This is a genomic window from Brevundimonas sp. DC300-4 (assembly GCF_049897365.1).
Classification (GTDB): Bacteria; Pseudomonadota; Alphaproteobacteria; order Caulobacterales; family Caulobacteraceae; genus Brevundimonas.
In genome coordinates, this window is record NZ_JAFCWC010000009.1 from 101,466 (window position 1) to 128,373 (window position 26,908).

Sequence of the window (26,908 nt, forward strand, 5' to 3'; positions counted from 1 at the left end):
GCGGTCAGGCTTGGCTAACGGGCCGGACGGACCGGCGTTCCCGGAAGAAGCTGCGCAGCAGCGCCGCCGCTTCTTCCCCCAACAGGCCGCCCTCGGTCGTCGGACGCGAATGCAGGGTCGGCTGTTCGAACAGGCGGGGACCGTGGATGACGGCGCCGCCCTTCGGATCGTCCGCCGCCCAGACGACGCGGCCGATTCGGGCATGGCTGATGGCCCCGGCGCACATGGCGCAGGGCTCCAGCGTCACATAAAGCGTCAGGCCCGTGAGACGATAGTTTCCGGTCGCCAGTGCCGCCGCGCGAATGGCCTCGATCTCTGCGTGAGCCGTGGGATCAAGGCCTCCGATGGGGCCGTTGGCGCCGACGGAAACGACGGATCCGGTCGCTTCATCGACCACGACGGCGCCAACAGGCACCTCTCCGGCGTCCGCCGCCGCTTGCGCCAGGTCCAATGCCATGCGCATGAACCGCTCATCATGGCCCGCCATACAGACGACAACGACAAGAAGCCCCGGCCCAGTCAAGCCCCGAGGGCGCATAAGCCCGGCGACCGCCCGAAAAGCGGCTCCGCGCGCCCCGGCTCGGCCTCCGCCGCCCTGTTCCAGTCCAGCACCAAGGCCCCTGAAGGCGGCCGGAGCTCGGGCAGCGGACGCGCCTATGCGCCGGACAAGGGCGCACGCCCGGAACCGAAGCCGAAGGGCCCGCGCGCCGGTGGCAAGCCGGGCGGCAAGCCAGGCAAGGATACCGCGCCGGTCGAGCCGAAACGCAGCGAGCGGATCGCCAAGGCCATGGCGCGCGCCGGCATCGCCTCGCGCCGCGAGGTCGAGCGGCTGATCGGCCTGGGCAAGGTAGCGGTCAACGGCCGCATCCTTGACACTCCGGCGACCCTGGTGACGCGCGACGACGTCATCACCGTGGACGGCAAGCCGATCGCGGCGGCCCAGGCCACGCGGGTCTGGCGCTACAACAAGCCGGTCGGCCTGCTGACCTCGCACAACGATCCGCAAGGGCGGCCGACGGTGTTCGACGCCCTGCCCAGCGGCCTGCCGCGGGTGATCTCGGTCGGGCGTCTGGACATCAACACCGAAGGCCTGCTGCTGCTGACGAACGACGGCGAGCTGTCGCGCGCCCTGGAGCTGCCGGAGACGGCGCTGGTGCGTCAGTACCGGGCGCGGGCGCGGGGTCGGATCACCCAGGCCGAGCTCGACAGGCTGAAGGACGGGGTCACCGTCGACGGCGTCCGCTACGGCCCGGTCGAGGCGACCATCGACAAGGCCACGACCAAGGAGGACGGCTCGCAGGCCGCCAACCTGTGGATCAGCGTCCAGATCGCCGAGGGCAAGAACCGCGAAGTCCGCAAGGTGCTGGAATCGGTCGGCCTGACCGTCAACCGGCTGATCCGCCTGGCCTACGGACCCTTCCAGCTGGGGACCCTGGCGACCGGCTCGGTCGAGGAAATCGGCCCTCGCGTGATCCGCGAGTTGCTGGGCGAACACATCCGCCCCGACAATCTGCCCGAGGGCAACACCGTCGCCACGCCGGCGCCCGTGCCGGGTCGCCGCACGAGCACGCCGAAGGTGGCGGGCGTCTCGGGCTCGGCCATGTCGGACCCGTCGCGCAAGCCCAGCCGCGTGCGCGCCGCCGAGACCGCTCATGTCCAGGGCGTCGAACGCGCCAACCGGCCGCCGAAGAAGGCCGGCTGGGCCAAGGCCGGCGCGCCCAATCCGCGCGGTCCCTCGATCAAGAAGCCGTGGCAGCCTCGCGAAGAGGGCGCTGCGGGCGGCGAACGGCCCGCCCGGGTGTTCAAGCCGCGCGAGGACAAGATCATCGGTCCGAAATCGGCGACCTGGGCTCGCGACGGGGATAAGCCCAAACGCGACTTCAAGCCGCGCGACGGCGCCGGCGCGCCGCGTTCCAGCGGGCCTCGCTCTGGCCCGGGTGGTCCTCGTCCTACGGGCGGCAAGCCCGGCGGATCACGCGGCCCCTCGCGGGGCTAATCGCGCCAGTCGCCAGTCGCGAGGTCCGTCGGCCAACCGCTCTATGACGACCAGCATGACGATGGCCACGAAGACCTCCGGCGCCAGCTCGATCCAGTCCGAATCGCGTCCCACCTCGCTCGCGGAGAGGGGCTGCCAGAACAGGCAGATCATCAGGTTGTTGGCCAGGTGGGCGCCGATGGCGAATTCCAGCCCGCCCAGCCGAATCGCGGCCCAGGTCCAGATCGCGCCGGACAAGGCCCGCGCGACATAGGCCACGGGCTCGGGGTCGAGATGCAGGGCCGAGAACAGCAGGCCGTTGATCAGGCACAGGACGACGGGATGCCGCGTCAGCTGGGTCGTGAGACGCAGCAGGACGCCGCGACAGACGACCTCCTCCGCCGCCGCCGCGCCGAGCAGGCCGACGATGCTGGCTACGACGAAGACCGGCCGTGTCCAGTCGGCATAGGTCGGGCTGAGAAGCGGCGGGGTCCATTGTGCGCCCATCACCAGATAGAAGGGGAACAGGATCACGCTGACACAGGCCATCGCCAGGAAGCCGACGCCGAGATCCCCGGCATTGAACCTGCGGCCGGGCCACAGGAAGTCCGCCAGTGGACGCAGGTAGATCATGGACGCCGCGGCGAGAATGGCCACGGCCAGACTGCCCAGTATCGCCGCCAGCAGCAGGGTGCTCACGCTCTCGCCGATCAGCCGGAGGGGCGTCTCCGGCAGGGGCCCGGACAGGCCTAGTTGATCGGTCGCCCCGGGAATGATGCGGACGATGATGGCCAGGACGATCGTGACGACGACCATCAGCAGCATCGCCAGGGCGATGAAGCCGCCCAGCTTGAGCCAGGGCCGTTGCGGTTCGAAGCCGGTGATCATCGGCGACCGGCGCGCGAGGGGAACGGCACGGACGAGCGCTTCATACGGGGACATGACTTACCGTTGCATTGCGTCGCGGTTTCGGTCCAGAGGCAGGCCATGAGGATCGTCGCCGGAAAGCTCAAAGGTCGCGCCATCGTGGCGCCTGAGGGACAGGGCACGCGCCCGACCTCCGATCGCGCGCGTCAGGCCGTGTTCAACGTCCTGGAACATGCATCATGGGCCGAGCCGCTGCAGGGTGCGCGGGTCATGGACCTGTTTGCCGGATCGGGGGCGCTGGGCTTCGAGGCGATGAGCCGGGGCGCGGGCTTCTGCGTCTTCGTGGAGATCGACGACGAGGCGCGCGGGGCCATCCGCGAGAACGCCGACGCCTACGGCATCATGGGCGCGACGCGCGTGCATCGGCGCAGCGCCGTCGAGATGGGCGTGCGGCCGGGATCGGACGGCGAGGCCTTCGACTTCGCCTTCCTCGACCCGCCCTACGGCAAGGGGCTGGGCGAGCAGTCGCTGCAACGGCTGTTGGACGGCGACTGGCTGAAACCCGGCGCCATCGTGGTGTTCGAGCGCGGCTCGGACGAGCCGGACATCGACACGCCCGGCTACGACAGGCTGGACGCGCGCGACTACGGCGCCGCGCGGGTGCTGTTTCTCAGACGGAGCGCTTGACCCTCACGCCGCGTGAGGCCCCATAGGTCTGTCCATGCGGAACGACGCGCGCCACACGATCCATACCGTCAGCCAGCTGGCGAAGCTGTCCGGGACCTCGGTCCGGACGCTGCACCACTATGACGACATCGGATTGCTGAAGCCCGCGACGGTCGGCGAGAACGGATACCGCTACTATGGGCGAACGGAACTGCTGCGCCTGCAGCAGATCCTGATCCATCGGGAGTTCGGGGTCGCGCTCAGCGACATTCCGGCCCTGCTGGACGCCGAGGACCCCGACCGGCTGACGGCGCTGCGCGAGCAGCGGTCGCGGCTGGAACAGGAAGCGGACCTCTATCGCCGTCTGGCCCGGACGATCGACCGCACGATCGCCGAACTGGAAGGACGAACGACGATCATGGACAAGCAACTGTACGAGGGCTTCAGCCCGCAGAAACAGGCCGAATACGAGGCCTGGCTGATCGAGAAATACGGCGAACCGGCGCGCGAACGGATCGAGATGGGTCGCGAAGCGATGGCGGCCATGTCGGCGGACCAGCGTGAGGACTGGCGGGCCGAGTCGATGGCGTTACGGGACGATTTCGCCCTGGCGATGGGGCAGGGGACGGCGGCCGACGATCCGGCGCTGGATCCGCTGCTGGCCCGGCATCATGCCTGGGTAACCAAGAGCTGGAAGACGTCGCCGACGGCGGAGGCCTATGCCGGTCTGGGGCGGCTGTATGTCGAGAACGCGGAGTTCAAGGCGTTGTATGATGCGGCTCGACCGGGCCTCGCGGAATGGATGGCCGAGGCGATGGCGGGCTACGGGAAGCGCAATCTGGTCTAGTCCCTCTCCCGAAAGGGGAGAGGGTCAGTGCCCCATACCCATCAACGGATCGTCCGAATTCACCTTTGAAATCAAGGCCCGGCTCTAACGAGAGGCCTTTTATCAACCACCCTCAGAAACGCCCCCATACTGGTGTGTCGTGAACTGCAGCCCGTAAAGGATCGAGAACTCCCACGCAGACAGAGTCGCCGGGGCGAATGGACTCATTGGACTCTTTGGACGGTGTTTTTTAGAGTCCAGTTCCCCGGCCGCCGAGGGCCGTACAAGCGTTTTCAACGTCTTCCGAACAACTTCTCAAGGTCGTTGAGCTTCAGCTCCACATAGGTCGGGCGGCCGTGGTTGCACTGACCGGAGTGGGGCGTGGCCTCCATCTGGCGGAGCAGGGCGTTCATCTCGGGCGCCGACAGGACGCGGCCGGCGCGCACCGAACCGTGGCAGGCCATGGTCCCGCAGACCTCGCCGAGCCGTTCCGACAGAGCCAGGGCCGCGCCGTGTTCGGCCAGGTCGTCGGCGATGTCGCGGATCAGGCCCTGGACGTCTGTGTCGCCGAGCAGGGCCGGGGTCTCGCGCACCAGCACGGCCCCGCCGCCGAAGGGTTCAACGATGAGGCCGAGCTGGGCCAGTTCGTCGGCGCGGGCCAGGACGCGGTCGGCCTCGGCGGGGTCCAGCTCAACCACCTCGGGCGTCAGCAGGGCCTGGCGTGTCACCGATCCCTCGGCCATCTGGGCTTTCATCCGCTCGTAGACGAGCCGTTCGTGGGCCGCGTGCTGGTCGACCACGACGATGCCGTCGCGGGTCTGGGCGACGATATAGGTTCCATGGACCTGGGCCCGGGCGGCCCCCAGCGGCTGGTCGATCGGGTCGGCGGGGTTGGGCGCGCCGGACTGTTCGGGCCAGTGCTGGAAGTCGGCGGGCGGGGCCTCGACGCGGACGGACATCTCCGACAGGCCCGGGATGTCCTGATTGGCGGCGACAGGCCGCTCCCAGCCGGTCCAGCCGCTGAAGCCCCGGGCGGTTGGAGACGAGGGACTCCAGGCCGGGCCCGTGTGCGCCGTGAACCCGGCCAGCACATTGTCGGCGACAGTCGTCGAGGCGCGGTGGCCGGCGGCATGCAGGGCGTGACGCAAGGCGCCGACGATCTGGCCGCGCACCATGGCCGGGTCGCGAAACCGGACCTCGGCCTTGGCCGGGTGGACGTTCACATCGACGAACAGCGGGTCGATCTCGAGGAACAGCACCGCCGCCGGATGTCGGTCGCGGGCGAGGAAGTCGGCATAGGCGCCCCGCAAGGCCCCCTGCAGCAGCCGGTCGCGCACCGGGCGGCCGTTGACGAACAGATACTGGTGCCCGCCGTTGCCGCGCGAATAGGTCGGCAGGCCGGCATAGCCCGACAGCCGTATGCCCTCGCGCGACTGGTCGATCAGCAGGGCATTGGCCTCGAAGTCACGGCCCAGCAGGGCGGCGAGACGTTTCAGCCGGCCTTCGTCACCGGGGTGTTCGGCGGGCAGCCTCAGCGTGGTCCGGCCGTCGAGGTCGAGGGTGAAGGCGACGGTCTCATGCGCCATGGCCTGGCGCTTGATCTCCTCGGAGATGGCCATGGCCTCCGACCGCTCGGACTTCATGAACTTCAGCCGGGCCGGGGTGGCGTAGAACAGGTCGCGGACCTCGACCCGGGCGCCGTGGGGGCCGGGGAAGCCGGCGGGCGCGACCGGACGCTGGTCGCCGCCCTCGACCGTGATCTGGTGGGCGTCGCCGTCTTTCGCGCGGCTGGTGATGGTCAGGCGGGCGACCGAGCCGATCGACGGCAGGGCCTCGCCCCGGAAGCCCAGGGTCGAGATACGCAACAGGTCGACGTCGCCCGCGTCGTCAGGCTCCAGCTTCGACGTCGCATGGCGTTCGACGGCGAGGGCCAGCTGGTCCGGGGCCATGCCATGGCCGTCGTCGGCGATCAGGATGCGCGACAGGCCGCCGCCGTCGGCCTGGATCTCGATCCGGGTCGCCCCGGCGTCGAGGGCGTTCTCGACCAGCTCCTTGATGGCGCTGGACGGCCGTTCGACCACCTCGCCGGCGGCGATGCGATTGACGGTCTCGGGCGGGAGGCGGCGGATGGGCATGGGATTCGCGATCCTAGCGCCGAATGCGCGCGAGGTCGTCAGATTGCGTGGCTTGCTCGCTGCGAAAACCGGTGTAGCCATAGGCGCCAGGGTCCGCGTCGGGCCTGGGGAGACCTGTTCATGACCATCAAACTCCTGTCGGCGGCCGCTGCGCTCGCCTTCACCTTCGTCGCCTCCAGCGCCTCGGCCCAGACCGGCCCGCTGGACTTCACCCTGAACAACGGCACCAGCGAAGTCGTCGTCCAACTGTTCATCTCCATCCCGTCGACCAACGACTGGGAAGAAGACATCCTGGGCGACCAGGTCGTCGGCAGCGGCGACAGCGTACAGGTCACCATCGATGACGGCCTTGAAGACTGCGAATACGACATCAAAGTCGTGTTCGATGACGACACCCCCGATCTGATCGTCATGGGCGTCGACTTCTGCGCCATCAACGGTGAGTCGCTGAACCTCAACGACGGCGGCTGAAACTGACTTTCGGCGGCGGCCGGGGCGAAAGTCCCGGCCGTTTCCAATTGCGGGATGAGCGGATGAAGCCCGGACCCCAGCTGACCGAGCGTCAGGCGAAATGGTTCGCCACGGTGAAGGCGAATTTCGAGACCCGGAGCGGCCGGTCGCTGGAGGCCTGGGTCGAGATCATGAAGACCTGCCCGGAGACCGCGCCCAAGGCCCGGCAGGCCTGGCTGAAAGCCGAATACGGCGTGGGCCAGAACCACGCCTTATACATCCTGGACGCCTTCAATCCCGCCGCGCAGCCGGGCTGGGATGAGCCGGCGGAACTGCGTGCGGCCCTGTGGAAGGAGGCCGGGTCTCTGGCCATCCTCGAGGCCGTCGAGGCTCTCGCCTCCGGGGTTCAGGGCGTCATTTCCGGCCAACGGAAGGGCTACACCGCGTTCAGTCGCGCCGTACAGTTCGCGGCCGTGCGACCGCTGAAGGGCGGGCAGGCCGTGCTAGGGTTGAAGCTGGAACCGGAAGCCTCGGCGCGGCTGTCGCCCGCGGCGCGCAAGGAAAGCTGGTCCGAACGGCTGAGCGCCACGGTCGAGCTGGACGATCCCGCAGCGGTGGACGGCGAGATTGCACGACTGTTCGCGGCTGCGGCCGAGCGGGGCTAGCTTGGGCGCAGGCAGGCGGGACCGATCCGGACATGACTGAAGACGAGCCACTCTGGGGCCTGCTGAAGGCGATCGTCGCGGCGGACACGATGACGGTGGACGAGATCCTCGCCGCCTGTCCCGCGATCTCGCGAGCGGTAGTGACTAAGGGCGCGTCGCGAGGGGAGGCGGATGTCTTTCTGCCGGAAATCCAGCACCATGTTTATGCCGGGGATACGGCGCTCCACATCGCGGCAGCGGCGTATCAGGTAGGGATCGTGCGCCAGCTGATCGGGTTCGGCGCCGACGTCGCGGCCGCCAACCGGCGTGGCGCGCAACCCCTGCACTATGCGGCGGACGGAATGCCCGGGTCGGATAGCTGGAACCCGGCGGCGCAGGCAGCGGTGATCGCCAGCCTGGTGTCCTCAGGGGCCGATCCCGACGCGATCGACAAGTCCGGGGTCACGCCGCTGCACCGGGCTGTCAGGAAGCGCTGCGCCGCAGCCGTCGAGGCGCTGTTGGCGATGGGAGCTGACCCCCTGCGCCGGAACGGGAAGGGCTCGACGCCTATGATGCTGGCGATCAAGGCCACAGGTCGGGGCGGGAGCGGCGCGCCGGTCATGAAGGCGCAACAGGCCGAGATCATTCGGATGCTGGGCTGAGGCGGAAGCCGGAGCCTCCGCCTCGCTGAAGATCACTCCGCCGGCAGGTATTCGAACGGATCGCTCGGCGTCGGCTGGGTAGGGACCGGCATCCGGGGCAGGGGCTGGTCGCGGTTGGCGGCGTTCAGGAGGAAGCTGGCCAGGATGACCGCCGCCTGACGCAGGTCGTCCGGCTTCAGGTGGTCGTAGCTGTCGACCGAGGTGTGGTGGATGCGGCTGTCGTAGTCGAGCGGGTCCTGGATGAACTGGTAGCCCGGGATGCCGACGCTCTGCATGTAGACGTGGTCGGTGCCGCCCGAGGTGCGCAGGGAGACGGTGGAGGCGCCCAGGCTGGCAAACGGGGCCAGCCATTCCTGGAAGATGGGCGCGGCGGCGACATTACCCTCGGCATTGATGCCGCGGATCCGTCCCGACCCGTTGTCGATGTTGAAATAGGCGGTCAGGTCGGCATGGCCCTCGCGCGGCTGGATCGGCCAACGGTTGCGCCAGGTGCGGTTGTTCGGTTGACCCGCCAGCCTTGGGTCGGTTGAGGGGGCGCGCGTCGCCAGATGCTGATCGACATAGGCCAGAGAGCCCCACAGGCCCTGCTCCTCTCCGTTCCACAGGGCGAAGCGGATGGTGCGTTTCGGACGGACGCCGAGCTGCATCAGGATCCGGGCGGCCTCCATGACCACGGCGCTGCCGGCGGCGTTGTCGCTGGCGCCGTCGGAGGCGACCCAGCTGTCGAGGTGGGCGCCCGCCATGACGTATTCACCGGAGCGGTCCGTACCCGGAATATCGGCTAGGACGTTGTAGGCGTTGACGTCCTCATCGTGGAACTCGACCTCGCTCATCAGCTCCAGCGTCGGCGGGGTGTCGGTCCGGGCGAGGCGGGCGAGGCGGCGATAGTCCTCGGCGGCCAGTTCCATGCCGGGAACCCTGGGCGTCTGGCCGACGCGGAAGCCCGAGCCGGTCCCGTGCAGCAGACCGCCGTCGCGGGCGGACATGCGGACCAGGGCGAGGGCGCCTTCCCCGGCGAGGAAGTCGTCCAGGGCGACGGCGAAGTTCGGGGCGTCCAGCTGACGTTCGATGGCGGCAGGGGAATACTGGGGCTGGACATAGACGTTGCCGCTGCGGAGCTGTTCGTCGGTCAGGCGGCGGAAGGGCGCCTCGGCGGGCTCCGAACCGGTGTTGGGCTGGGTGACCATGACGATCTTGCCGCGCAGCTGACCCCGGAAGCGCTCGAAGTCGGCGACCCTGGTCATCGGGGCGACGACGACACCGGCGCTGATCGTTCCATTGGTGCCGGGCGTCCAGGCGATGGGGATGGCGCGCAGGTCGATGACGCGCGGCTCGGTCATCCGGGCGCTGGAGCGCACGATCGACCAGCCGCGGCCGAACTCGAAGCCTCGGTGCGGACGTTGGACAGGCCCCAGTCGCGGAACTGCTGCTGGGTCCAGGTCTCGGCCTCGCGCATGGCCGGCGAGTTGGTCAGGCGGCCGCCGATGTTGTCGGTCAGATGGGCGGCGGTCTGCATGACCTGCGAGTGATTCAGCCCCTGGTCGAGGATGCCGTTGACGGCGACGCGATCGACGGACTGGGCCGAGGCCGGAGCGACGGCGAGCGGAGTAGCGAGGGCGGCCGAGGCCAAGAGGATCAGCAGACGGGACATGGGCGCTCCGGGAGAAATCGAGGTTTCGGGAATATGAGCAGCCAAGGCGACCCGTGGCAATCAGGCCGTCCGATAGGGCGAGTATTCCGCCGTCATCGCCGCGATCTCGGCCTCCACCCCCGCGCTTTCCTGCACGAGATACTGGGCCACGGGACCGCGCAGGGCAGGGTCGGCGATATAGTGGGCGGAATAGACGGGGGAGGGCAGGTAGCCGCGCGCCATCTTGTGCTCGCCCTGGGCGCCCGCCTCGACGCGGGAGAGGCCGTGGGCGATCGCGAACTCGATGGCCTGATAGTAGCAGAGCTCGAAATGCAGGAAGGGGACCTCTTCCAGCGCCCCCCACTGGCGGCCGTACAGGGCGTCGCGGCCGATGAAGTTCAGGGCGCCGGCGATGGGCGCGCCGTCGCGGAAGGCCATGACCAGGGCGATGCGCTCGGCCATCGTTTCCCCGATCATCGAGAAGAAGGCGCGCGTCAGATAGGGGCGGCCCCATTTACGCTCGCCCGTGTCCTGGTAGAAGTCGAAGAAGGCGTCCCAGTGGGCCTCCGTGAGGTCGGCGCCGGTCAGGACGCGGATGTCGAGGCCGGCCCGGGCGTCGCGGCGCTCGCGGCGGATGGTCTTGCGGCGGTTGGAGGACAGGGCGGCGAGGAAGTCGTCGAAGGTCTGGTAGCCCTCGTTCCTCCAGATGAACTGCATGTCCTGGCGACGCAGCATCCCGGCCTCGCCCATGGCCGACCATTCGGGCTGTGTCGGGAAGTTCACATGCAGGGACGAGACGCCCAGCCGCTCGGTCAGGGTCAGGGCGCCCTGGATCAGGGCGGCGCGGACAGTCGCCTCGTCCGTACCCGGAGCGTGCAGGAAGCGGGGGCCGGTGGCGGGGGTGAACGGCACCGCTCCCAGCAGCTTGGGATAGTAGCGGCCGCCGGCGCGCTGGTAGGCGTCGGCCCAGGCGTGGTCGAAGACGTATTCGCCCTGGCTGTGGCCTTTCAGATAGAGGGGCATACAGCCGAGGACAGTGTCATCGGGCCCCATCAGGGTCAGGTGACGCGGGCCCCAGCCTTGACTGGCGACGGCGCTGCCGGAGGCTTCGCAGGCGTTCAGAAAGTCGAACGAGACGAAGGGATCGCCGGTCGGGGCGGCGCAGGCGTCCCACGCCTCGCGACCGATGGCCGCGAGGCTGTCATGGACCTGGAGCGTGAACTCGGGCTGCGGGCTCACCGCACCTCGACGATGGCGTCCACCTCGACGGCGAAGCCGAGGGGCAGCTGGTAGACGCCGACGGCTGAGCGGGCGTGACGGCCGGCGTCGCCGAACACCTCGACCATCAGGTCCGAGCAGCCGTTGATGACGGCCGGGATGGCGGTGAAACCGGGGCCGGCCTGGACGAAGCCGCCGAGCTTGACGACGCGGACGACGCGGTCGAGGTCGCCGTCGAGCGCGGCGTTCAGCTGGGCCAGAAGGTTGATGCCGCAGAGGCGGGCGCCGGCGTTGGCCTGGTCCGGGGTGACGTCCTCGCCCACCGTGCCCTTGAGTCCGCCCGAGGCGTCGTTCGACAACTGGCCCGAGATATGGACCAGATTTCCGGTCCGCACGAACGGGACGTAGTTGGCCACCGCCGCAGCGGGCTGAGGCAGGGCGATACCGAGTTCGGCGAGGCGGGCGTTGATGGACATCTTGGGCTCCATATAGGTGTTGCGCGGGGTTTAGCGCGGCGGTGCGACGCCTCGCCAGCCTTTAAGTCTTCGCCAACCGGCGTGTGCCAGTATCGGGTGATGGAAACGCTGACCCAAACCCTGATCGAGGCCTTCAAGGCCATCCGGGCCCGACTGACCGCCGAAGAGCGGACGCGGGTCGATATCGCCTCGGTCGAAGCCGTGGACCCGGCGGTCACCGCCGCGCCCCACTGGAATTTCGACCTGCCGGCACATGCCGCCGACAAGGCCCTGGGCGAAGGCGCCACGGACGCGATGCGCCGGGCCCTGGTCGCGACCTGGGCGCTGGAACTGCCGGGGCGGGCGAAACAGGCGGCGCTGCCGGGCGAGGTCATGGAGCTCTATCCCTACTGGATGGACAAGATGGCCCAGTTCCTCACGGCGGCCGCCAATACGAATGCGGCCTATGATCCGGACCACTGGGCCAAGGACGTGCGCATGGCCCTGGTCCTGAGCATGCCCGGGGCCCTGACCCAGACCATCGACCTGTCGTCGCCCATGGGGCCGGGGCAGGTGGTGCGAAACGGGCGCGAGGGCCATGGCTGGTCGCAGCTGGTTTCCTATGTGCGGGCCCAGGGCTGGAAGAAGCCCTGGCTGGAGGTCCACACCGAAAGCCGCCAGCTGGCCGATTTCAACGAGGCCGGCTGGGACCGGGCGTGGGCGACGGCCGCGGCGATCTGCAAGACACGGCCCGAGCTGGCCGGGATGATCGGGTCCAGCTGGTTCTACGATCCGCCGCTGGAGACCATCAGCCCGCGACTGGCCTATCTGAGGCTGAACCCCCTCAAGGGCGGGGCCTTCATCATCCACCAGGGCCCGGCGCCGATCCATTCGGAACGGGCCAGCGCGTCCTCGCCGACGCGCAAGGCGCTGATCGAGAGCGGCGAATACACGCCGACCTCGTGGCTGGTGGCCTGGCCGAAATCGACGCTGATTCCGTGGGCGGAACAGCGCAAGGCCGCGATGGAGATGGCCGAGGCGGCCTGAAGGCTGCGCGACTCCAGAATAGACTCGACAGAGTCGACAGAGTCGCGCGGGGTGGATTTTGCTGTGCGCCTCCTTGAATGAGCGAGACAGTTTACGGCCGTTTCAGACCGTGATGGGTAAAAGGCCTTTCGTTAGAGCCGGGCGTTGAATTCGTTAGGCGAATTCGGGCGTCCGTTGATGGGTATGGGACGCCGATCCCTCTCCCGGTGGGAGAGGGCTTGAGGCTCGCAGAGCGCAGCGATGCGTCAGCCGAAAGGATGAGGGGCGTGCCCTCACCGGTTGGCGCCAACCCCTCACCCTTTCGCACAAGGACGACGGCTTGCGCCGCCGTGTGCTCAATCCCTCTCCCGCCGGGAGAGGGAAGCGTCAGCCGTGCTTGCTGTCCCACCACCGCACCGCGTCGGCGTCACGGGCGGAGAGGTCGGGGTATTGCGGGTCGGAGCCGACGTCGGGGACGCGGCGCCAGGAGCGGGCGCATTTGGGGTAGTCGGCCAGCGCGATGAAGACGGTGATGGTGTCGCCGCCTTCCGCCAATTCGGCGCCTGAGGTGCGGAACACCTCGGCGGCGTCCAGGTCCGCAAAGGCCGCGAAGGCGCCGGCCGGCCCGGTGACTGTCGGCCAGGCATCGAGCGCCCCGCCGATCGTCTTCTCGCGACGAGCGCCCTCGAGAGCGTCATTGACGACCTCCAGCACCGACTGCACCGAAGCCCAGCGCGCCGCTTCTTCCGGGTTCCGCCACTGATCCGGCGTCTGCGGGATCACGCGGGCGCAGTTCGTCCCCGCGTCCGGATAAAGCGTGGTCCAGGCCTCTTCCATGGTGAAGGGGGTCAGCGGGGCGAGCCATGCAGTCAGGCGCACGAAGACCTCGTGCATCACCGTGCGCGCCGCGCGACGACGGATCGCGTCGGGGCGGTCGCAGTAGAGGCTGTCCTTGCGGATGTCGAAATACAGGGCCGAGAGGTCGCCGGCGCAGAACTCCAGCACCGGACGGACGACGTCCTGGAAACGGTAGGTCTCGTAGGCGCCGCGCACCTGGAGGTCGAGCTCCCACAGCCGGTGCAGGACGAACCGTTCCAGGGGCGGCATGTCGGCGTAGTCGACGCGCTCGGCCTCGTCGAAATCGGCCAGGGCGCCCAGCAGGTAGCGGACCGTGTTCCTGAGCTTGCGATAGGCGTCGACCGTGGTCTGGAGGATCTGCTTCCCGATCCGCTGGTCCTCGGCATAGTCCACCAGGGCGACCCACAGGCGCAGGATGTCGGCGCCGGATTCCTTGATGATGACAGCGGGGTCGGTGGTGTTGCCCCTGGACTTGGACATCTTCTCCCCGTTCTCGTCCTGGGTGAAGCCGTGGGTGAGCACGGCGTCATAGGGGGCGCGGCCGCGGGTGCCGGAGCCTTCGAGCAGGTTGGACTGGAACCAGCCGCGATGCTGGTCCGAGCCCTCGAGATAGAGGTTAGCCGGCCAGTGGCTGGGGCGGTCGCCGACGTAGCCGTGGGCCGGGTCGCGGGTCTCCAGCGCGAAGGCATGGGTGCAGCCGGAATCGAACCAGACGTCGAGGATGTCCTCGATCTTCTCGTAGTTGGCCGGGTCGTGCAGGCCGAGGAAGTCGCTATCGGGGCGGGTGTACCAGGCATCGGCGCCGCCTTCCTCGATCGCGGCGACGATGCGGGCGTCGACCTCGGGATCATGCAGGGGCTTGCCCGTGTGCTTGTCGACGAACATGGCCAGAGGCGTGCCCCAGGCGCGCTGGCGGCTAACCAGCCAGTCGGGGCGACCCTCGACCATCGAGCGGATGCGGTTCTTGCCGGCGGCCGGGTGGAAGTCGGTCTGGTCGATGGAGGCGAGCGCCGTCTCGCGCAGGGTCGCCCCGTCGGCGTGGTCCAGCGCCTGGTCCATGCGGATGAACCACTGGGGCGTGTTGCGGAAGATGACCGGGGCCTTGGAGCGCCAGGAGTGGGGGTAGGAGTGTTCGAGACGGCCGCGCGCCAGCAGGGTTCCGGCCTCGATCAGCCTGTCCATGACGGCGGGGTTGGCGCTGCCGAACTTGCCGGTCTTCTTGCCCTCGGTCTCGAGCACCTTGAGGCCCGCGAACAGGGGGACGGACGGGTAGTAGGCGCCGTCGGGATCAACGGTGTCGGGCACTTCGTGATGGCCGTGGGCCTTCCAGACCTCGAAGTCGTCGGCGCCGTGGCCGGGCGCCGTATGGACGAAGCCGGTGCCCGCGTCGTCGGTGACGTGGTCGCCGTCGAGCAGTGGCACGTTGAACCGGTAGCCGTCGTCGAGCTCCGCCAGCGGGTGGGCGCAGACGAGGCCGGACGGGTTGATGTCGTCCAGACGCGTCCAGGTCGCGATCTTCGCGGCCTTGAAGACCTCTTCGGCCAGCTTGTCGGCCAGGATCAGACGGTCGCCCGGCTTGGCCCAGGGCTCGAACTCCAGGCCCGTCTCCATCGACTGGACCTCATACAGGCCATAGGCGATCTCGGGGCCGTAGCTGATCGCCCGGTTGGCCGGGATGGTCCAGGGCGTGGTGGTCCAGATGACGATCGACGGCGTCTGGTGGCGGAAGGCCAGCAGGTCGTCGGGGTGGTCGTCGGTCGCGGCGATGACCGGGAACTTGACCCAGATCGTGGGCGAGACGTGGTCGTGGTATTCGATCTCGGCGTCGGCCAGGGCCGTGCGCTCGACCGGCGACCACATGACGGGCTTGGAGCCGCGATAGAGTTGGCCCGAGTTCTTGAACTTGTGGAATTCCTTCACGATGGCGGCCTCGGCCGAATAGTCCATCGTGGCGTAGCGGTTCTCGAAGTCGCCGGTGATGCCGAGGCGCAGGAACTGGGCCTTCTGAACCTCGATCCAGCCGGCGGCGTAGGTGCGACAGGCGGCGCGGAACTCGGCCTTGGAGACCTCGTCCTTGCGGCGGCCCTTGGCGCGGTACTGTTCCTCGATTTTCCACTCGATCGGCAGGCCGTGGCAGTCCCAGCCGGGCACGAAGTCGACGTCGTAGCCGAGCAGGAAGCGCGAACGGACCACGAAGTCCTTCAGCGTCTTGTTCAGGGCGTGGCCGATGTGGATGTCGCCGTTGGCGTAGGGCGGGCCGTCGTGAAGCACGTACAGCGGGGCGTTTTCGGACTGACGCCGGGCGCGCAGGGTCGAATAGAGGTCGCCCCACTGTTCCAGGATCAGCGGTTCCTTCTGGGGCAGGCCGCCGCGCATGGGGAAGGGCGTCTCGGGCAGGAAGACGGTCTCGCGGTAGTCGCGGGTGGTGGATTCGGGAGTCTGGGCGTCGTCGGCCATGAGGTCGGTCTCAAGCAATTCTTTTGGGCGTCGGGGTGAGTTCGGCTGGAGGTCCCGGCGTAAGCGAGGGCGATGAGGCCCCGTCGGCGCTACGCCGGGCGGCTAATCTCGATCGGAATGATCCGGCGCGCGTCCATGGGCCATCGTCCTATCAGGGCGCGGGGGCTGGGAAAAGCGCGGGGTTGCGGTAACGTCGCTTTCGAACGGCGCGATGACGCGCCGACGGGGACGAAACACGATGCGCACCATCCTGATGCTGACCGCCGCCAGCCTGGCGCTGGCCGCCTGCACCCAGCCGACGGAGAAGGCGGAAGCCGCGCCCGCGACGGTCGCGACGACTCAGGCCGCCACGACGCCAGAGGTGTTTATCCGCAGCCTGTACGAAGCCTCCGAGGACAATGCGGAGATGGTGGAAGAGAGCCCGATGTGGTCGGCGCGGACGCGGGCGCTGCTGGCGGAAACGGTTCGACTGACGCAGGAAGGCGATCAGGGTTTCTTCGACGCCCAGCCGATCTGCGACTGCCAGGACGGGACACCGGTGCTGCAGTCGGCCACGGCGACCTCGACCGGTCCGACCACCGCCGACGTGGTCTCGGTCCAGGGTTTCGCCGAACCGGGCAACGCCGTGCATCACAAGACCTATAAGCTGGTGCTGGAGGATGCGCAGTGGCGGATCGACGACATCACCTACCAGGACATGGGCGATGAGTTCGAGCGTGAGCCGCTGGTTCAGCAACTGAACGCCTGGATCGCCGAGGCCAGGACGCAACCGCCGGCATGAGACGGAGACTGACGATGCGCAGTGTGATGATGCTTTCGGCCGCCGCCGTGGCGTTGGCGGCTTGTTCTCAAGACAAGGAGGCCATGGCGCCGGAGACGGCGTCGGCCTCCGCAACGGCCGGTGCAACGGCTGCGACTGGACCGGTGTCGCGCGACCAGGTCTATGCAGCGGCGGGCGAGGGGCCCGAGGCCTTCGTGCGGACGATCTATGCCCAGTACGTCAACGGCGGGCCGCAAGGCGAGCAGCCGGCGCCGGGGCAGGACCCGATGTTCTCGCGCACGATGAACGCCCTGATCGGCGCCGATTTCCGGGCCGCGAACGGCGAGGTCCCGACCCTGAACTACGACCCCTTCTGCGCCTGTCAGGACCAGGGCGATTTCGTTGTCACCGCCACGGCGGTCGCCCAGGCGGACGCCAACACCGCCGAAGCCAATGTCGCCTTCACCAACATGGGCGAACAGAAGACCCTCAAGCTCAAGCTGGTCCGCGAAGGGCCGAACTGGAAGGTCGACGACATCATCGACGGCACGGACTCGCTGCACGACACGTTGATGGCGGTCGCCGAGGCGGCGGGGTGAGGATGGGCGGGGCGCCGGGCAGCGTCCTGATCTTCGCCGCCGCACTGCAGGCCTGCGCAACGACCGGAGCTTCACATTCGCGCCTGGGATTGGTCCGTGACGTGGCGGTATCCGCGCAACAGGCGGGCTGGGTTCGGCTCGACCCGGGTGGTTGCATCCTCAAGCCTGGGACCGGAACCAGACCGACAACGGACGACAGGGAATGCTCCGGTCGGATTGATCTGAACGGCGACGGGCGGCAGGAGAGGCTGACCACCCTCTACGTCTTCGGCCGGGGATCAGTTCTGACCCTTTTCGATGGCGATACGTCTCGCGTCGATCCGATACTTCAGGCCGAAGGCTACGCCTTGATGGCGACCACGGAGCGGGCATCACGCGGATGGCCAATTGTTGCAGTTTACGGTGATCCGGTGTCGGCAGATGAACTGACTGGCGCGCAACAGGTGTGGACCGGCGAGATCTACGCCGCGCGCTAGGCCTTGGCGGCGAGCACCGTCCGCGCCGCCGCAGCATCCGCGTCGATCTGGGTCTTGAGAGCGTCGAGGCCGTCGAAATTCATTTCGCCGCGCATCAGGGCGACGAGTTCGGTCTCGACCGTCTCGCCGTAGAGGTCCTCCGCGAAGTCGAACAGCCAGACCTCGAGCAGGGGCTCGGCGATCTCGAACATGGGGCGGACGCCCAGGTTGGCGACGCCGTCGATGACGCGGCCGTCGGGCAGGCGGGTGCGGGTGGCATAGACCCCGTAGGCGGGGCGCATGTAGTCGCCGAGGCGGACGTTGGCGGTGGGGACGCCGATGGTGCGGCCGCGCTTGTCGCCGTGGACGACCTCGCCCTCGATGGCGAAGGGCCTGCTCAGGATCGCGGCGGCGCGGGCCATGTCGCCGGCGTTCAGGGCCTCGCGCACGGCGCTGGACGACAGTTTCAGGCCGCCGATGTCGTCGATCCGTTCGGTGACCGCGACCGAGAAGCCCAACTGGCGGCCGATGCGGGCCAGGGCATCGGGCGAACCGGTGCGGCCCTTGCCGTAGGTGAAGTCGAAGCCGACCGAGGCGTGGGCCAGGCCCAGGCCATCCTTGCGGCCTGCGGCGCCTTGCGCTGCCTGAGGCAGGCCGGCGAGCACGTCGATGGCGAAGGCCTCGTCTGACATGGCGGCCATGCCGGCATCAAAGGGCAGGAGGTAGAGGCGGCTCACCCCCAGAGGCTCCAGCGCACGGGCCATCTGGCCGGGCGTCATCAGGCGGAAGGGGGCGGCGTCCGGCTGGAACCAGCGGCGCGGATGCGGGTCGAAGCTGACGACGGCCAGGGGGGCGCCGAGGCGGTCGGCCGCGATGCGGGCCGAGGCGATAACGGCCTGATGGCCCCTATGGACGCCATCGAAGGCGCCGAGCGCGGCGGCGGCGCCTCTCTGCGAAGCGGGCAGGTCGCGCCAGTCGCGGATGATGTCGATGGGCACGGCCTGGCCTCGATCAGGCCTTGGCGGGACGGCGGCGGCGGGGAACGCGCACGGTGGCCTCGCCCTCCATGATCATCTCGCCGCCGACATAGCCTTCGGTACGCAGGATGACGCGGGCCGATTCGGAATCGACGGAGGCCACGGTGATCTTCGCGGTCACCACGTCGCCGATGCGGACCGGCTTGTGGAAGGCGAGAGACTGGCTGAGGTAGATGGCGCCGGCCCCGGGCAGAATGGTGCCGACGACGGCCGAACCGAACGAGGCCGAGAGCAGGCCGTGGGCGATCCGCCCGCGATAGGCCGTCCTCGACGCGAACGCCTCGTCCATGTGGACCGGGTTGAAATCGTCCGAGGCCTCGGCGAACTGCTGGATACGGTCCTCTGTGATGGTCACGTCCTTGATCGCCACCATCCCGGGCTCAAGTTCTTCGAGGATGTAGCCGCCCGAGGGGTGAGGTCCGGTAATCATGTGGCGGTGTTAGACGCGCTTCGCCGATTTGGCGAGAACTACCACTTCAGGCCCAGGGCGGCGTAGCGCACGTAGGCGGTTTCGGCGGTCAGCAGGCCCTGAGCGCGGACCGGGTCGATCAGGCCGTCGTCGCCGCGCGCGGCGTCGCCGTGGATGCCCTGGGCGATGAACAGGCAGTCGAGCGCCTGCTGGTTGGCGCCGAGGACGTCGGTGATGACGCCGTCGCCGATACAGAGGACGCGGGAGCGGTCGACCGGGCGACCCATGAGGCTTTCCGCCTCGGCGAGGGACAGGGCGTAGATCGGGCCGTAGGGCTTGCCGGCCATGGTGACCCGGCCGCCGAGCGATTCGTAGACATCGGCGAGGGCGCCGCCGCAGTAGATGATCCTGTCGCCCCGCTGGACGATGCGGTCGGGGTTGGCGCAGATCAGCTCCAGATCGCGGGCGGCGGCCTCGGACAGCTGTTCGAAATAGTGCTGGGGCGTCTCGGTCTCGTCGTCGATCATGCCGGTGACCGACAGGAAGGCGGCGTCCGCGACGCTGGTCGCGCGCTGCAGGTCCAGGCCTTCGTAGAGGATATCGTCGCGGGCCGGACCGATGATCAGGGCCGGGCCGGGCGCGCGGCGGGCCAGCTCCATCCGGGTGGCGTCGCCCGAGGTGACGAAGGCCTTCCAGCTGTCGCGGGGCACGCCAAGGTCGTCGAGCTGGGCGATGACGTCGGAGGCCGGCCGCGGCGAGTTGGAGATCAGCACGACGTGGCCACCGTGTTCATTGAACTTCGTCAGGGCCTCGCAGGCCTCGGGCCAGCTTTCGCGGCCGTTGTGGATCACGCCCCAGACGTCGCACAGCAGGATGTCGTAGTCGGCGGCAACGGCGCTGAGGCTGGGGAGGGCGTGGGGCTGGGTCATGGCGCGTGACTAACGCGTCAGGTCGAAAGGGTGAAGCGAGGGTTTGGCGGCGCGACCATGTCCTGCTAACCGGACGCGCATGAAAATCCCTCGCATCGCCTGGGCCGCCTATGGCTTCGCCCTGTTCGTCATCGTGATGGACCAGTTGACCAAGGCGTGGGTTCTCGGATCCGCCGATGTGTCGGACCCGGCCATGATCCCCTCCGGCTATCTGTTCGCCGAGGTGATCCCGGGCATCCTGAACATCACAATGGTCCGCAACACCGGTGTGAGCTTCGGCCTGTTCGGAGGCGGTGAAGCGCGCTGGGCGTTGAGCGTCTTCTCGATCCTCGTGGCGGCCGCGCTGGCGTGGTGGGCGCTGAAGGCGGAGCGCCGCACCCTGGTCGCAGCCATCGGCCTGGTCATTGGCGGGGCCATCGGCAATGCCATCGACCGGATCCAGTACGGCTATGTCGTGGACTTCATCGATTTCTCGGGGACCGGCGTGTTTCCGTGGGTTTTCAACATCGCCGACAGCGCCATCACCATCGGCGTTCTGCTGCTGATTATCGACAGTGTGGTGTCGGAGCGGAAGCAGGCCGTTGGCGCGGCCCACGAAAAGGCGTAATCACCCGCTCTTTCCTGCTGTCCAGAGCGCAGGTTTTGCGCCGGAGCCGAACCGACCCATGCGAACTGCCCGTATCCTGACCGTGTCCGCCATCGCCGTCTCGGCCGTTGCCCTGACCGCCTGTGGCGGCCTGCGCCAGTCCATCGGCCTGACCAAGGTCGTGCCGGACGAGTTCCTGACCGTGGCCTCGGCCCCGTTGACCGTGCCGCCGGAATACGGGCTGCGTCCGCCTGCGCCGGGCCAGCCGCGCCCGCAGGAACTGGCCCCCGAAAGCGCCGCCCGCCAGATCCTGCTGGGCCAGCGTCAGGCGATCACGCGCACCCCGGGCGAACAGGCCCTGGTGGTCGCCGCCGGCGCCGACCGCGCCGACCCCCTGGCCCGCTATGTCATCGACGACGAGTTCGGCGACCTGGCGCACAAGGAAGAGAGCTTCGCCAACCGCATCCTGTTCTGGCGCCGCGACGACTCGGCCTCTCAGGCCCCGACCCAGACCCAGACAGCCCAGGGGGCGGTGACCATCGACGCCGCCAGCGAGAACGCACGCCTGCAGGCGCTGACGGGCACGCAGAACTCGATCGTGATCGCGCCGCGCCGCTCGGGCGGGTTCAAGCTGCCGGGTCTGTAGGGATCAATCCTCCCCCGTTGGGGGAGGTGGCGCGGCGCGCCTTCGCGACGTGGTGGAGGGGGCCAGACCCACACTCCGTGATCGCGGCCGGCCCCCTCCACCACGTCGTGGTCCCCTCCTTGCCGCAGCTCCGTCGGCATCGACCCCCGATGGGGGAGGACTGGCTTGCACAGACCACAGGACAGTCCTTATTGCAGATGGACTTCTCCCAGGGACCCTTCGCATGGCTGATCTTCGCTCACTGAGCCACCTGTCCGGGGTCGAACAACTGCGGCTCGGGTTCCAGGCCGACGACAACGCGGCTCCGATCGCGAAGACCCTCGACTATCGGCTGACCGAGGTCGAGGAAGGCCGGGTGGTATTCGAGGGGACGCCGACGCGGGCGGTGTATAATCCCATCGGCACGGTGCACGGCGGCTGGATGGCGACTCTGCTGGACTCGGCCTGCGCCTGCGCGGTGCATTCGATGCTGAGGCCGGGACAGGTCTACACGACACTGGAGATCAAGACGGTCTTCCATCGCGCCCTGACCGAGGGCGTGACGGTGAAGGCCGAGGGGCGGATCGTGCAGATCGGACGGCGTGCGGGCTTCGCCGAGGCGGACCTGAAGGGCGTGGACGGCAAACTCTATGCGACCGCGACCTCCACCTGTCTGGTCATGGAGACGAAGTAGCCAGCCTGGATCGCGGTCGCCGCCGACCCGAACAGCGCCGATGGCGGGCTACATCGGCGGAACGACGCCGTCCTTGCCCATCGCCAGGAACCCGGCCGTGGTCGCACCCGCGGGTATGACGGCATAGACCTTCTGTCCGACCGCCAATGACACGCGTTCGGTGGGTTCGAACCGCACGATCGGGGTCCCCTCGGGAATGGTGACGTTCGCCGTGCCGCCTTCATAAGCGATGGTCAGCGTGCGGCCGCCGGACGAAGACTCGCTGCTGGAGACCGTCCCGTTGGTCATCATGCTCTGGCTTTCGACGGTACCGTTGGTCATGGCGCTCTGGCTTGCGACCGTGCCGTTGGTCATGGCGCTCGACGCGGCGGGGGTGCCACCCTTTGCCGCGACAACGCCCGGCGTGTCCCAGGCATAGTGGCCCTCGCCGGCGCCGCGCATCGATTCGGGGAAGATCACTAGTTCGACCGCTCGAAGGGCCGTCTTCGGACCCGTTGTTGCGGTGCCCACGAAATCGCCGTCCTGGAGGGTCGAGAGGCTGGACGATGCGACCCAGACAAACCGGGTGTCCGCTGCGACGGGTACGGAGACCGTCCGGCCGTCATAGGTCTGAACCGTCATCATATCGCCCGCCAGGGACTGGACCGTGCCGCGCACCCGAACGGTGCTGGGGGCGGCGACAGTCGCCTCTTCAACAGGGGGTGTGGGCTCGGGGGCAGAGCATGCGCCGAGCATCGCCAGCACGGCAGGAATGAGGGCCAGGTTTCTGATCGGTGTCATCGTGCATCCGGGGGGCGGGAGATCGGCGTTCGACCCCGTTTCGGCTCGCACACTGCACGTTCGTGGCGGCGCTTGCCATGGCTATCCAGGTGCGACGAAACGTCCCCTTACCGGACCAAGGTCAGGCGTACCGCCGACGCTTCTCTGCGCTGATCAGCGTCGACCGCACGAAGTCGGCGGGCGGGTCGGTCTCGGCGAGGACGGCTTCCTTGATGGCGCGAGGCTCGCCGAACAGGTGGCCCTGACCCATGGAGATGTCGAGCTCGAGGATATCCACGATCTGGCGTTCCGACTCGCACTTCTCGGCAATGACCTCGATGCCGTACCGGCGGGTCAGCTGGGCGAAGTCGGCGGCCTGGATGTCGCGCAGGGACGGGATCGGCGAACCGCCGTCCAGATCCAGAAGCTGTTCGATCAGCAGGTCGGCGGCCACCTTGACGAAGCGGACGTCGGACCGCTGAAGGTCGTTGAAATCGAGGTCGAGGGTCTGAACCTTGTCGATCGAGAAGCGGAAGCCGAGGTCGGCCAGCTTGGCCATGTTGCGGGCCTCGACCGCGCCGCGGGCGTCGAAGGTCGCCTGACCCAGTTCGAAGATCAGGGCCTGGTTCAGGTCGCGGTTCTCGCTGAGGAACTCCAGGAACTGCGGGAAGAAGGTCTCGTCGCCGAGTGAGGACAGGGCGACGTTGCAGAAGACGCCGACCCTGCGGTCCTGACGGGCCAAGCGTCGCACGATCTGGGCGCAGCGGAACAGCAGCAGGTTGTCGATGGCGGGGACCAGACCCTCGCCCTCGGCGATCGACAGGTATTCGGCCGGCATCATGACCCGGTCCGTCGAGTCGCGCAGGCGGGTGAAGCTCTCGTAGAAGACCGTGCGGCGCTGGGGCAGGGTGACGACGGGCTGGAGATAGAGGTCGACGCGGTTTTCCGAGAGGGCGTCGTGGACGGTCTTGAGCAGCAGGTTCGACTGGTAGTGACGGCGGGCCTCGACACTGTCGGGAGCGACCATGGGGGTGACCGACAGGCGCTGGTCGATGGAGACGCTCATTTGCTGGATCAGGTCTTCCAGCATGCGGACTTCGCCGGCGAGTTCATCGGTGCGCGACAGGGCGCCGGCCTCGATAGCGGTGGCCAGGTCGCCGAGCGCCGTCTGGGTCTGCTCCAGCGCGTCGGCGAGCAAACGGTAGGCCTCGCGGACCTGGCCGATCTCGGTGCGCAGGGCCTTGCGTTCGCCGATGCCGGTGAAGATGGCGTGGATCGCCGTCAGGACGCCCAGCACGCCGAGTGTCGCAGCCACGCCCGGGCCGATGCCGAGGCCGGCGCGCCACAGGAAGGCGCCGACCGTCATCGCCAGAAAGACGTAGCCGAAGAACAGGAAGCCGTTGGTCAGTGCGCGCATGGGAACGGTGAAGTCCGACTTCCCGGATGGAATCGGCCGAGTATCGGGGTATCAGGACGAAACAGCTAGGGTGTGGGCCAAAGAAACCACGCCGAAACAGGGGATACGCATGGAACTGTTCGACCTGACCGGCAAGGTCGCCGTCATCACCGGCTCGTCCAAGGGAATCGGCAAGGCCATCGCCGAGCGGATGGCCGAGCACGGGGCCAGGGTGGTCATCTCGTCGCGCAAGGCCGGCCCCTGCGAGGAGGTCGTGAAGGAGATCAACGGCAGGTACGGGGAGGGCCGTGCGATAGCGATCCCGGCCAATATCGCCTCCAAGGAAGACCTGCAGCGGCTGGTCGACGAGACCAACGCCGCCTGGGGCCAGATCGACATCCTGGTCTGCAACGCGGCGTCCAACCCCTATGCCGGGCCGATGGCGGGGATCGCCGACGAGCAATTCGAGAAGATCTTCCACAACAATGTGCTGGCCAACCACTGGCTGACCCAGATGGTCGCCCCGCAGATGCTGGAGCGTAAGGACGGGGCGATCGTGATCATCTCGTCCATCGGCGGCCTGCGCGGCAACGCCCTGATCGGCGCCTACAATGTGTCGAAGGCGGCGGACATGCAGCTGGCGCGGAACCTGGCCGTCGAGTGGGGGCCGTCGAACGTGCGGGTCAACTGTATTGCGCCGGGCCTGATCCAGACCGACTTCGCCCGCTACCTGTGGGAAAACGAGGAGGTCCTGAAGGTGACGGTCGAACCGAACCCGATGAAGCGCATCGGCCAGCCGGACGAGATCGCGGGCACGGCCGTCTATCTGTGCTCGAAGGCCGGCTCATACGTGAATGGCCAGACCCTGGTGGTGGACGGCGGGCTGACGATTGCCTGGTGAGGCCGGCAAGGGCCGGGGCGCCGGGGGGCCGGGTCTTCGTCAGGATCTGATCTGGCGGCTGGAGGCGACGCTGTTCGCGGGCTTCATCGGCCTGATGCGGCTGATCGGGCTGGAGCCCGCCTCGAACTTCGGCGGCTGGGTGCTGCGGACGCTCGGCCCCGTCACGGGGACGCAGAAGACGGTGTTGCGGAACCTGCGGATCGCCTTCCCCGAGATGAGCGACGATGAGCGGCGACGGCTGGCCCTGGAACAGTGGGAACAGACGGGTCGCACCTTCGCCGAGACGGCGGTGATGGACCGGCTGACCCCGGCGTCGGGGCGGATCGACATCGTCGGGGCCGAGCGGCTCGAGGCGATCCGGGCCTCGGGCAAGCCGGTGGTCTTCGTGTCCGGCCACTTGGCGAATATCGAGACGATGGCCGCGGTTCTGGTGGCCTCGGGCGTGCCGGTGCAGGTGACCTATCGGGCGGCCAACAACCCCTATGTCGACGCCCAGATCATCGCGGCGCGGGCGCGGTACGGGGTGAAGCTGTTCGCCCCCAAGGGCGGGGACGGGGCGCGTGAGCTGCTGGCCGGGATGGCGCGCGGCGAGAGCGTCGCCCTGATGAACGACCAGAAATTTTCGGAAGGGCCGGAAGTGACCTTCTTCGGCCAGCCGGTGAACGCGGCGCCGGGGCCGAGCCGTCTGGCGCTGCGGTTCGGCACGGTGCTGCAGCCGATGTCGGTGGTCCGGCTGCCGGGCGTGCGGTTCCGGGTCACGGCGCACGCGCCGATCGAACTGGCCAGGACCGGCGACCGGACGGGCGATATCACGCGAGGGGTACAGGCGGTCACGCGCTTCGTCGAGGCGCGGGTGCGAGAGCATCCGGTGGACTGGTTCTGGGTCCACAAGCGGTGGCCGGACCGGGTCTACCGGGAGTTGGAAGACGCCGAGTAAGAGCGCGCTCACGTCTTGGTGCGGGTTCGACCGAATAGCTTTCCGGCGGCACGGCCAAGCTTAATTGAAGAGCGACGGTCAGACGGATGAACTACTTCCGGCAGTACGATTTCGCGATGCTAGTGGAATGATCGGGACATAAGAGTCCGGGGTGGGATTTCCCGGGGCGTGGCGTCGTGCGAGTCTGCGGGATGCGTACAGGCGTCACCGTGCATCTGAGCCCGACCGATCGTAAGCGCCTGCAGGCGACCGTCGATGACCGCAACAGTCTGCAAAAGCATGTGTGGCGCGCCCGGATTGTGCTGGGGACGGCCGGTGGGCTGGGCACGGCGGCGATCATGCGCATGGCCGGCGTCAGCAAGACGGCGGTCTGGCGCTGGCAGGCCCGCTTCATGGACGAAGGTGTCGAAGGCCTGCTGCGCGACAAAACCCGGCCGCCCGGCACGCCTCGACTGCCGGAGGATGTGGCCGACCGGGTCGTGGCCCTGACGCTGGGCGAGCCGCCCGGCGAGACGACACACTGGACCGGCCGGCTGATGGCCAAGGTGGCCGGCGTGGGGCTGACGTCGGTCCAGCGCATCTGGAAGGCCCACGGCCTGGCCCCGCACAGCATCCGCACCTTCAAGCTGTCCAACGATCCGAAGTTCGCCGCCAAGGTCCGCGACATCGTCGGCCTCTATGTCGATCCACCGGCCCACGCCGTGGTGCTCAGCGTCGATGAGAAGTCGCAGATCCAGGCGTTGGATCGCACCCAGCCGGGTCTGCCGATGAAGAAGGGCCGCGCCGGGACCATGACCCACGACTACAAACGCCACGGCACGACCACCCTCTTTGCCGCCTTCGATGTGCTGGAGGGCAAGGTCATCGGCCGCTGCATGCAGCGCCACCGGCATCAGGAGTTCATCCGGTTCCTGAACGCCGTCGAGCGCGAGGTCCCGGCCGGAAAGACCAT

The 26,908-nt window shown here is 68.3% G+C and carries 29 protein-coding genes; 16 read left to right on the forward strand and 13 right to left on the reverse strand.

The genetic code is table 11. From position 1 onward, the window contains the following. Positions 1–4: 4 nt before the first annotated feature. Positions 5–463, reverse strand: a complete 459-nt coding sequence (locus ACP7AZ_RS13870; RefSeq protein WP_426039220.1) for a nucleoside deaminase — start codon at positions 461–463, stop codon at positions 5–7. 12 nt (positions 464–475) lie between these two features. Here ACP7AZ_RS13870 and ACP7AZ_RS13875 point away from each other — a divergent pair, with 12 nt between their 5' ends. After that, on the forward strand, positions 476–1,996 hold the full coding sequence (locus tag ACP7AZ_RS13875; RefSeq protein ID WP_426039221.1) for a pseudouridine synthase: 1,521 nt from the start codon (positions 476–478) through the stop codon (positions 1,994–1,996). Here the strand turns inward: ACP7AZ_RS13875 and ACP7AZ_RS13880 are convergent. Continuing rightward, positions 1,973–2,917 carry a CPBP family intramembrane glutamic endopeptidase gene (locus ACP7AZ_RS13880; protein ID WP_426039222.1) on the reverse strand — a complete coding sequence of 315 codons (945 nt, stop codon included), beginning with the start codon at positions 2,915–2,917 and terminating at the stop codon, positions 1,973–1,975. The two genes, ACP7AZ_RS13875 and ACP7AZ_RS13880, sit on opposite strands and share 24 nt — an antisense overlap. Positions 2,918–2,962: 45 nt before the next feature. On the opposite strand from ACP7AZ_RS13880, the gene rsmD reads away from it, so the two are divergent. Both rsmD and ACP7AZ_RS13890 read left to right on the forward strand, forming a co-directional pair. After that, positions 2,963–3,529, forward strand: coding sequence for a 16S rRNA (guanine(966)-N(2))-methyltransferase RsmD (gene rsmD / locus ACP7AZ_RS13885; RefSeq protein WP_426039223.1), 567 nt, complete (start codon positions 2,963–2,965; stop codon positions 3,527–3,529). Between the two features lie 34 nt (positions 3,530–3,563). Then, complete coding sequence (locus ACP7AZ_RS13890; protein ID WP_426039224.1) at positions 3,564–4,355, forward strand: MerR family transcriptional regulator; 792 nt, start codon at positions 3,564–3,566, stop codon at positions 4,353–4,355. Between the two features lie 272 nt (positions 4,356–4,627). Here ACP7AZ_RS13890 and mutL read toward each other — a convergent pair whose 3' ends face one another. Next, positions 4,628–6,469, reverse strand: a complete 1,842-nt coding sequence (mutL, locus tag ACP7AZ_RS13895; protein WP_426039225.1) for a DNA mismatch repair endonuclease MutL — start codon at positions 6,467–6,469, stop codon at positions 4,628–4,630. 120 nt (positions 6,470–6,589) lie between these two features. On the opposite strand from mutL, the gene ACP7AZ_RS13900 reads away from it, so the two are divergent. The 3 genes from ACP7AZ_RS13900 (at position 6,590) to ACP7AZ_RS13910 (ending at position 8,225) form a co-directional block, all read left to right on the forward strand. Continuing rightward, the gene (locus ACP7AZ_RS13900) at positions 6,590–6,940 is read left to right on the forward strand and encodes a hypothetical protein (RefSeq protein WP_426039226.1); all 351 of its coding nucleotides are present in this window, start codon (positions 6,590–6,592) and stop codon (positions 6,938–6,940) included. A 62-nt stretch (positions 6,941–7,002) separates the two neighbouring features. After that, positions 7,003–7,584 (forward strand): DUF4287 domain-containing protein, encoded by a 582-nt coding sequence (locus ACP7AZ_RS13905; RefSeq protein WP_426039227.1) that lies wholly within the window; start codon positions 7,003–7,005, stop codon positions 7,582–7,584. Between the two features lie 32 nt (positions 7,585–7,616). Next, positions 7,617–8,225: an ankyrin repeat domain-containing protein gene (locus tag ACP7AZ_RS13910; protein WP_426039228.1), complete on the forward strand. Its 609-nt coding sequence runs from the start codon at positions 7,617–7,619 to the stop codon at positions 8,223–8,225. Positions 8,226–8,257: 32 nt separating this feature from the next. Here the strand turns inward: ACP7AZ_RS13910 and ACP7AZ_RS13915 are convergent, their stop codons facing one another. From ACP7AZ_RS13915 to ACP7AZ_RS13930, 4 genes are read right to left on the reverse strand one after another with little or no spacing between them, the layout of a single operon-like run. Then, the gene (locus ACP7AZ_RS13915; RefSeq protein ID WP_426039229.1) at positions 8,258–9,565 is read right to left on the reverse strand and encodes a M20/M25/M40 family metallo-hydrolase; all 1,308 of its coding nucleotides are present in this window, start codon (positions 9,563–9,565) and stop codon (positions 8,258–8,260) included. Further along, positions 9,562–9,876, reverse strand: coding sequence for a hypothetical protein (locus ACP7AZ_RS13920; protein ID WP_426039230.1), 315 nt, complete (start codon positions 9,874–9,876; stop codon positions 9,562–9,564). The genes ACP7AZ_RS13915 and ACP7AZ_RS13920 overlap by 4 nt, the downstream gene beginning before the upstream one ends. Positions 9,877–9,936: 60 nt before the next feature. Continuing rightward, positions 9,937–11,094: a GNAT family N-acetyltransferase gene (locus ACP7AZ_RS13925; RefSeq protein ID WP_426039231.1), complete on the reverse strand. Its 1,158-nt coding sequence runs from the start codon at positions 11,092–11,094 to the stop codon at positions 9,937–9,939. Continuing rightward, complete coding sequence (locus ACP7AZ_RS13930; RefSeq protein WP_426039232.1) at positions 11,091–11,549, reverse strand: RidA family protein; 459 nt, start codon at positions 11,547–11,549, stop codon at positions 11,091–11,093. The genes ACP7AZ_RS13925 and ACP7AZ_RS13930 overlap by 4 nt, the downstream gene beginning before the upstream one ends. 99 nt (positions 11,550–11,648) lie before the next feature. On the opposite strand from ACP7AZ_RS13930, the gene ACP7AZ_RS13935 reads away from it, so the two are divergent. Then, a complete protein-coding gene (locus ACP7AZ_RS13935; RefSeq protein ID WP_426039233.1) occupies positions 11,649–12,575 on the forward strand; it encodes a hypothetical protein in 927 nt (308 codons plus the stop codon). Positions 12,576–12,941: 366 nt separating this feature from the next. Here ACP7AZ_RS13935 and ileS read toward each other — a convergent pair whose 3' ends face one another. Then, on the reverse strand, positions 12,942–15,869 hold the full coding sequence (gene ileS / locus ACP7AZ_RS13940; protein ID WP_426039234.1) for an isoleucine--tRNA ligase: 2,928 nt from the start codon (positions 15,867–15,869) through the stop codon (positions 12,942–12,944). A 238-nt stretch (positions 15,870–16,107) separates the two neighbouring features. On the opposite strand from ileS, the gene ACP7AZ_RS13945 reads away from it, so the two are divergent. The 3 genes from ACP7AZ_RS13945 to ACP7AZ_RS13955 are packed head-to-tail and all read left to right on the forward strand — an operon-like array spanning position 16,108 to position 17,704. Further along, a complete protein-coding gene (locus tag ACP7AZ_RS13945) occupies positions 16,108–16,650 on the forward strand; it encodes a DUF3828 domain-containing protein (RefSeq protein WP_426039235.1) in 543 nt (180 codons plus the stop codon). Between the two features lie 14 nt (positions 16,651–16,664). Continuing rightward, the gene (locus ACP7AZ_RS13950) at positions 16,665–17,228 is read left to right on the forward strand and encodes a DUF3828 domain-containing protein (protein ID WP_426039236.1); all 564 of its coding nucleotides are present in this window, start codon (positions 16,665–16,667) and stop codon (positions 17,226–17,228) included. Between the two features lie 2 nt (positions 17,229–17,230). Continuing rightward, positions 17,231–17,704: a hypothetical protein gene (locus ACP7AZ_RS13955; protein WP_426039237.1), complete on the forward strand. Its 474-nt coding sequence runs from the start codon at positions 17,231–17,233 to the stop codon at positions 17,702–17,704. Here the strand turns inward: ACP7AZ_RS13955 and ribF are convergent. The 3 genes from ribF to ACP7AZ_RS13970 are packed head-to-tail and all read right to left on the reverse strand — an operon-like array spanning position 17,701 to position 20,058. Continuing rightward, a complete protein-coding gene (ribF, locus tag ACP7AZ_RS13960) occupies positions 17,701–18,681 on the reverse strand; it encodes a riboflavin biosynthesis protein RibF (protein WP_426039238.1) in 981 nt (326 codons plus the stop codon). The genes ACP7AZ_RS13955 and ribF overlap by 4 nt on opposite strands. 13 nt (positions 18,682–18,694) lie before the next feature. Beyond that, entirely contained in the window at positions 18,695–19,147 is a 453-nt protein-coding gene (locus tag ACP7AZ_RS13965) for a MaoC family dehydratase (protein WP_426039257.1), read from the reverse strand. A gap of 41 nt (positions 19,148–19,188) precedes the next feature. Then, on the reverse strand, positions 19,189–20,058 hold the full coding sequence (locus tag ACP7AZ_RS13970; RefSeq protein WP_426039239.1) for a TIGR01459 family HAD-type hydrolase: 870 nt from the start codon (positions 20,056–20,058) through the stop codon (positions 19,189–19,191). A gap of 79 nt (positions 20,059–20,137) precedes the next feature. Here ACP7AZ_RS13970 and lspA point away from each other — a divergent pair, with 79 nt between their 5' ends. The 3 genes from lspA (at position 20,138) to ACP7AZ_RS13985 (ending at position 21,963) form a co-directional block, all read left to right on the forward strand. After that, on the forward strand, positions 20,138–20,665 hold the full coding sequence (gene lspA, locus ACP7AZ_RS13975) for a signal peptidase II (RefSeq protein WP_426039240.1): 528 nt from the start codon (positions 20,138–20,140) through the stop codon (positions 20,663–20,665). 58 nt (positions 20,666–20,723) lie between these two features. Then, complete coding sequence (locus ACP7AZ_RS13980) at positions 20,724–21,290, forward strand: DUF3035 domain-containing protein (RefSeq protein ID WP_426039241.1); 567 nt, start codon at positions 20,724–20,726, stop codon at positions 21,288–21,290. 223 nt (positions 21,291–21,513) lie between these two features. Further along, complete coding sequence (locus tag ACP7AZ_RS13985) at positions 21,514–21,963, forward strand: PaaI family thioesterase (protein WP_426039242.1); 450 nt, start codon at positions 21,514–21,516, stop codon at positions 21,961–21,963. 48 nt (positions 21,964–22,011) lie between these two features. Here the strand turns inward: ACP7AZ_RS13985 and ACP7AZ_RS13990 are convergent, their stop codons facing one another. Continuing rightward, positions 22,012–22,743 carry a hypothetical protein gene (locus tag ACP7AZ_RS13990; RefSeq protein WP_426039243.1) on the reverse strand — a complete coding sequence of 244 codons (732 nt, stop codon included), beginning with the start codon at positions 22,741–22,743 and terminating at the stop codon, positions 22,012–22,014. A gap of 121 nt (positions 22,744–22,864) precedes the next feature. Next, a complete protein-coding gene (locus ACP7AZ_RS13995) occupies positions 22,865–24,139 on the reverse strand; it encodes an EAL domain-containing protein (RefSeq protein ID WP_426039244.1) in 1,275 nt (424 codons plus the stop codon). A gap of 109 nt (positions 24,140–24,248) precedes the next feature. Here ACP7AZ_RS13995 and ACP7AZ_RS14000 point away from each other — a divergent pair, with 109 nt between their 5' ends. The 3 genes from ACP7AZ_RS14000 to ACP7AZ_RS14010 all read left to right on the forward strand — a co-directional run. Continuing rightward, a complete protein-coding gene (locus tag ACP7AZ_RS14000; protein WP_426039245.1) occupies positions 24,249–25,019 on the forward strand; it encodes an SDR family NAD(P)-dependent oxidoreductase in 771 nt (256 codons plus the stop codon). Further along, positions 25,009–25,956 carry a lysophospholipid acyltransferase family protein gene (locus ACP7AZ_RS14005; RefSeq protein WP_426039246.1) on the forward strand — a complete coding sequence of 316 codons (948 nt, stop codon included), beginning with the start codon at positions 25,009–25,011 and terminating at the stop codon, positions 25,954–25,956. Before ACP7AZ_RS14000 ends, ACP7AZ_RS14005 begins: the two co-directional genes overlap by 11 nt. Before the next feature lie 191 nt (positions 25,957–26,147). After that, the coding region (locus ACP7AZ_RS14010; RefSeq protein WP_426039247.1) for an IS630 family transposase at positions 26,148–26,908 on the forward strand (761 nt) is incomplete at its 3' end.

Bases quoted from the DNA above. Each gene is read 5' to 3' on its own strand.
- ACP7AZ_RS13950 (WP_426039236.1), top strand. From the start codon at position 16,665: ATGCGCAGTGTGATGATGCTTTCGGCCGCCGCCGTGGCGTTGGCGGCT.
- ACP7AZ_RS13985 (WP_426039242.1), top strand. From the start codon at position 21,514: ATGGCTGATCTTCGCTCACTGAGCCACCTGTCCGGGGTCGAACAACTG.
- ACP7AZ_RS13970 (WP_426039239.1), bottom strand. From the start codon at position 20,058: ATGACCCAGCCCCACGCCCTCCCCAGCCTCAGCGCCGTTGCCGCCGAC.
- mutL (WP_426039225.1), bottom strand. From the start codon at position 6,469: ATGCCCATCCGCCGCCTCCCGCCCGAGACCGTCAATCGCATCGCCGCC.
- ACP7AZ_RS13945 (WP_426039235.1), top strand. From the start codon at position 16,108: ATGCGCACCATCCTGATGCTGACCGCCGCCAGCCTGGCGCTGGCCGCC.
- lspA (WP_426039240.1), top strand. From the start codon at position 20,138: ATGAAAATCCCTCGCATCGCCTGGGCCGCCTATGGCTTCGCCCTGTTC.
- ACP7AZ_RS13920 (WP_426039230.1), bottom strand. From the start codon at position 9,876: ATGTCCCGTCTGCTGATCCTCTTGGCCTCGGCCGCCCTCGCTACTCCG.
- ACP7AZ_RS13905 (WP_426039227.1), top strand. From the start codon at position 7,003: ATGAAGCCCGGACCCCAGCTGACCGAGCGTCAGGCGAAATGGTTCGCC.
- ACP7AZ_RS13990 (WP_426039243.1), bottom strand. From the start codon at position 22,743: ATGACACCGATCAGAAACCTGGCCCTCATTCCTGCCGTGCTGGCGATG.
- ACP7AZ_RS13955 (WP_426039237.1), top strand. From the start codon at position 17,231: ATGGGCGGGGCGCCGGGCAGCGTCCTGATCTTCGCCGCCGCACTGCAG.
- rsmD (WP_426039223.1), top strand. From the start codon at position 2,963: ATGAGGATCGTCGCCGGAAAGCTCAAAGGTCGCGCCATCGTGGCGCCT.
- ACP7AZ_RS13890 (WP_426039224.1), top strand. From the start codon at position 3,564: ATGCGGAACGACGCGCGCCACACGATCCATACCGTCAGCCAGCTGGCG.
- ACP7AZ_RS14000 (WP_426039245.1), top strand. From the start codon at position 24,249: ATGGAACTGTTCGACCTGACCGGCAAGGTCGCCGTCATCACCGGCTCG.
- ACP7AZ_RS13980 (WP_426039241.1), top strand. From the start codon at position 20,724: ATGCGAACTGCCCGTATCCTGACCGTGTCCGCCATCGCCGTCTCGGCC.
- ACP7AZ_RS13910 (WP_426039228.1), top strand. From the start codon at position 7,617: ATGACTGAAGACGAGCCACTCTGGGGCCTGCTGAAGGCGATCGTCGCG.
- ACP7AZ_RS13875 (WP_426039221.1), top strand. From the start codon at position 476: ATGGCCCGCCATACAGACGACAACGACAAGAAGCCCCGGCCCAGTCAA.
- ACP7AZ_RS13880 (WP_426039222.1), bottom strand. From the start codon at position 2,917: ATGTCCCCGTATGAAGCGCTCGTCCGTGCCGTTCCCCTCGCGCGCCGG.
- ileS (WP_426039234.1), bottom strand. From the start codon at position 15,869: ATGGCCGACGACGCCCAGACTCCCGAATCCACCACCCGCGACTACCGC.
- ACP7AZ_RS13870 (WP_426039220.1), bottom strand. From the start codon at position 463: ATGCGCATGGCATTGGACCTGGCGCAAGCGGCGGCGGACGCCGGAGAG.
- ACP7AZ_RS13900 (WP_426039226.1), top strand. From the start codon at position 6,590: ATGACCATCAAACTCCTGTCGGCGGCCGCTGCGCTCGCCTTCACCTTC.
- ACP7AZ_RS13995 (WP_426039244.1), bottom strand. From the start codon at position 24,139: ATGCGCGCACTGACCAACGGCTTCCTGTTCTTCGGCTACGTCTTTCTG.
- ACP7AZ_RS13930 (WP_426039232.1), bottom strand. From the start codon at position 11,549: ATGTCCATCAACGCCCGCCTCGCCGAACTCGGTATCGCCCTGCCTCAG.
- ACP7AZ_RS13935 (WP_426039233.1), top strand. From the start codon at position 11,649: ATGGAAACGCTGACCCAAACCCTGATCGAGGCCTTCAAGGCCATCCGG.
- ACP7AZ_RS13915 (WP_426039229.1), bottom strand. From the start codon at position 9,565: ATGACCGAGCCGCGCGTCATCGACCTGCGCGCCATCCCCATCGCCTGG.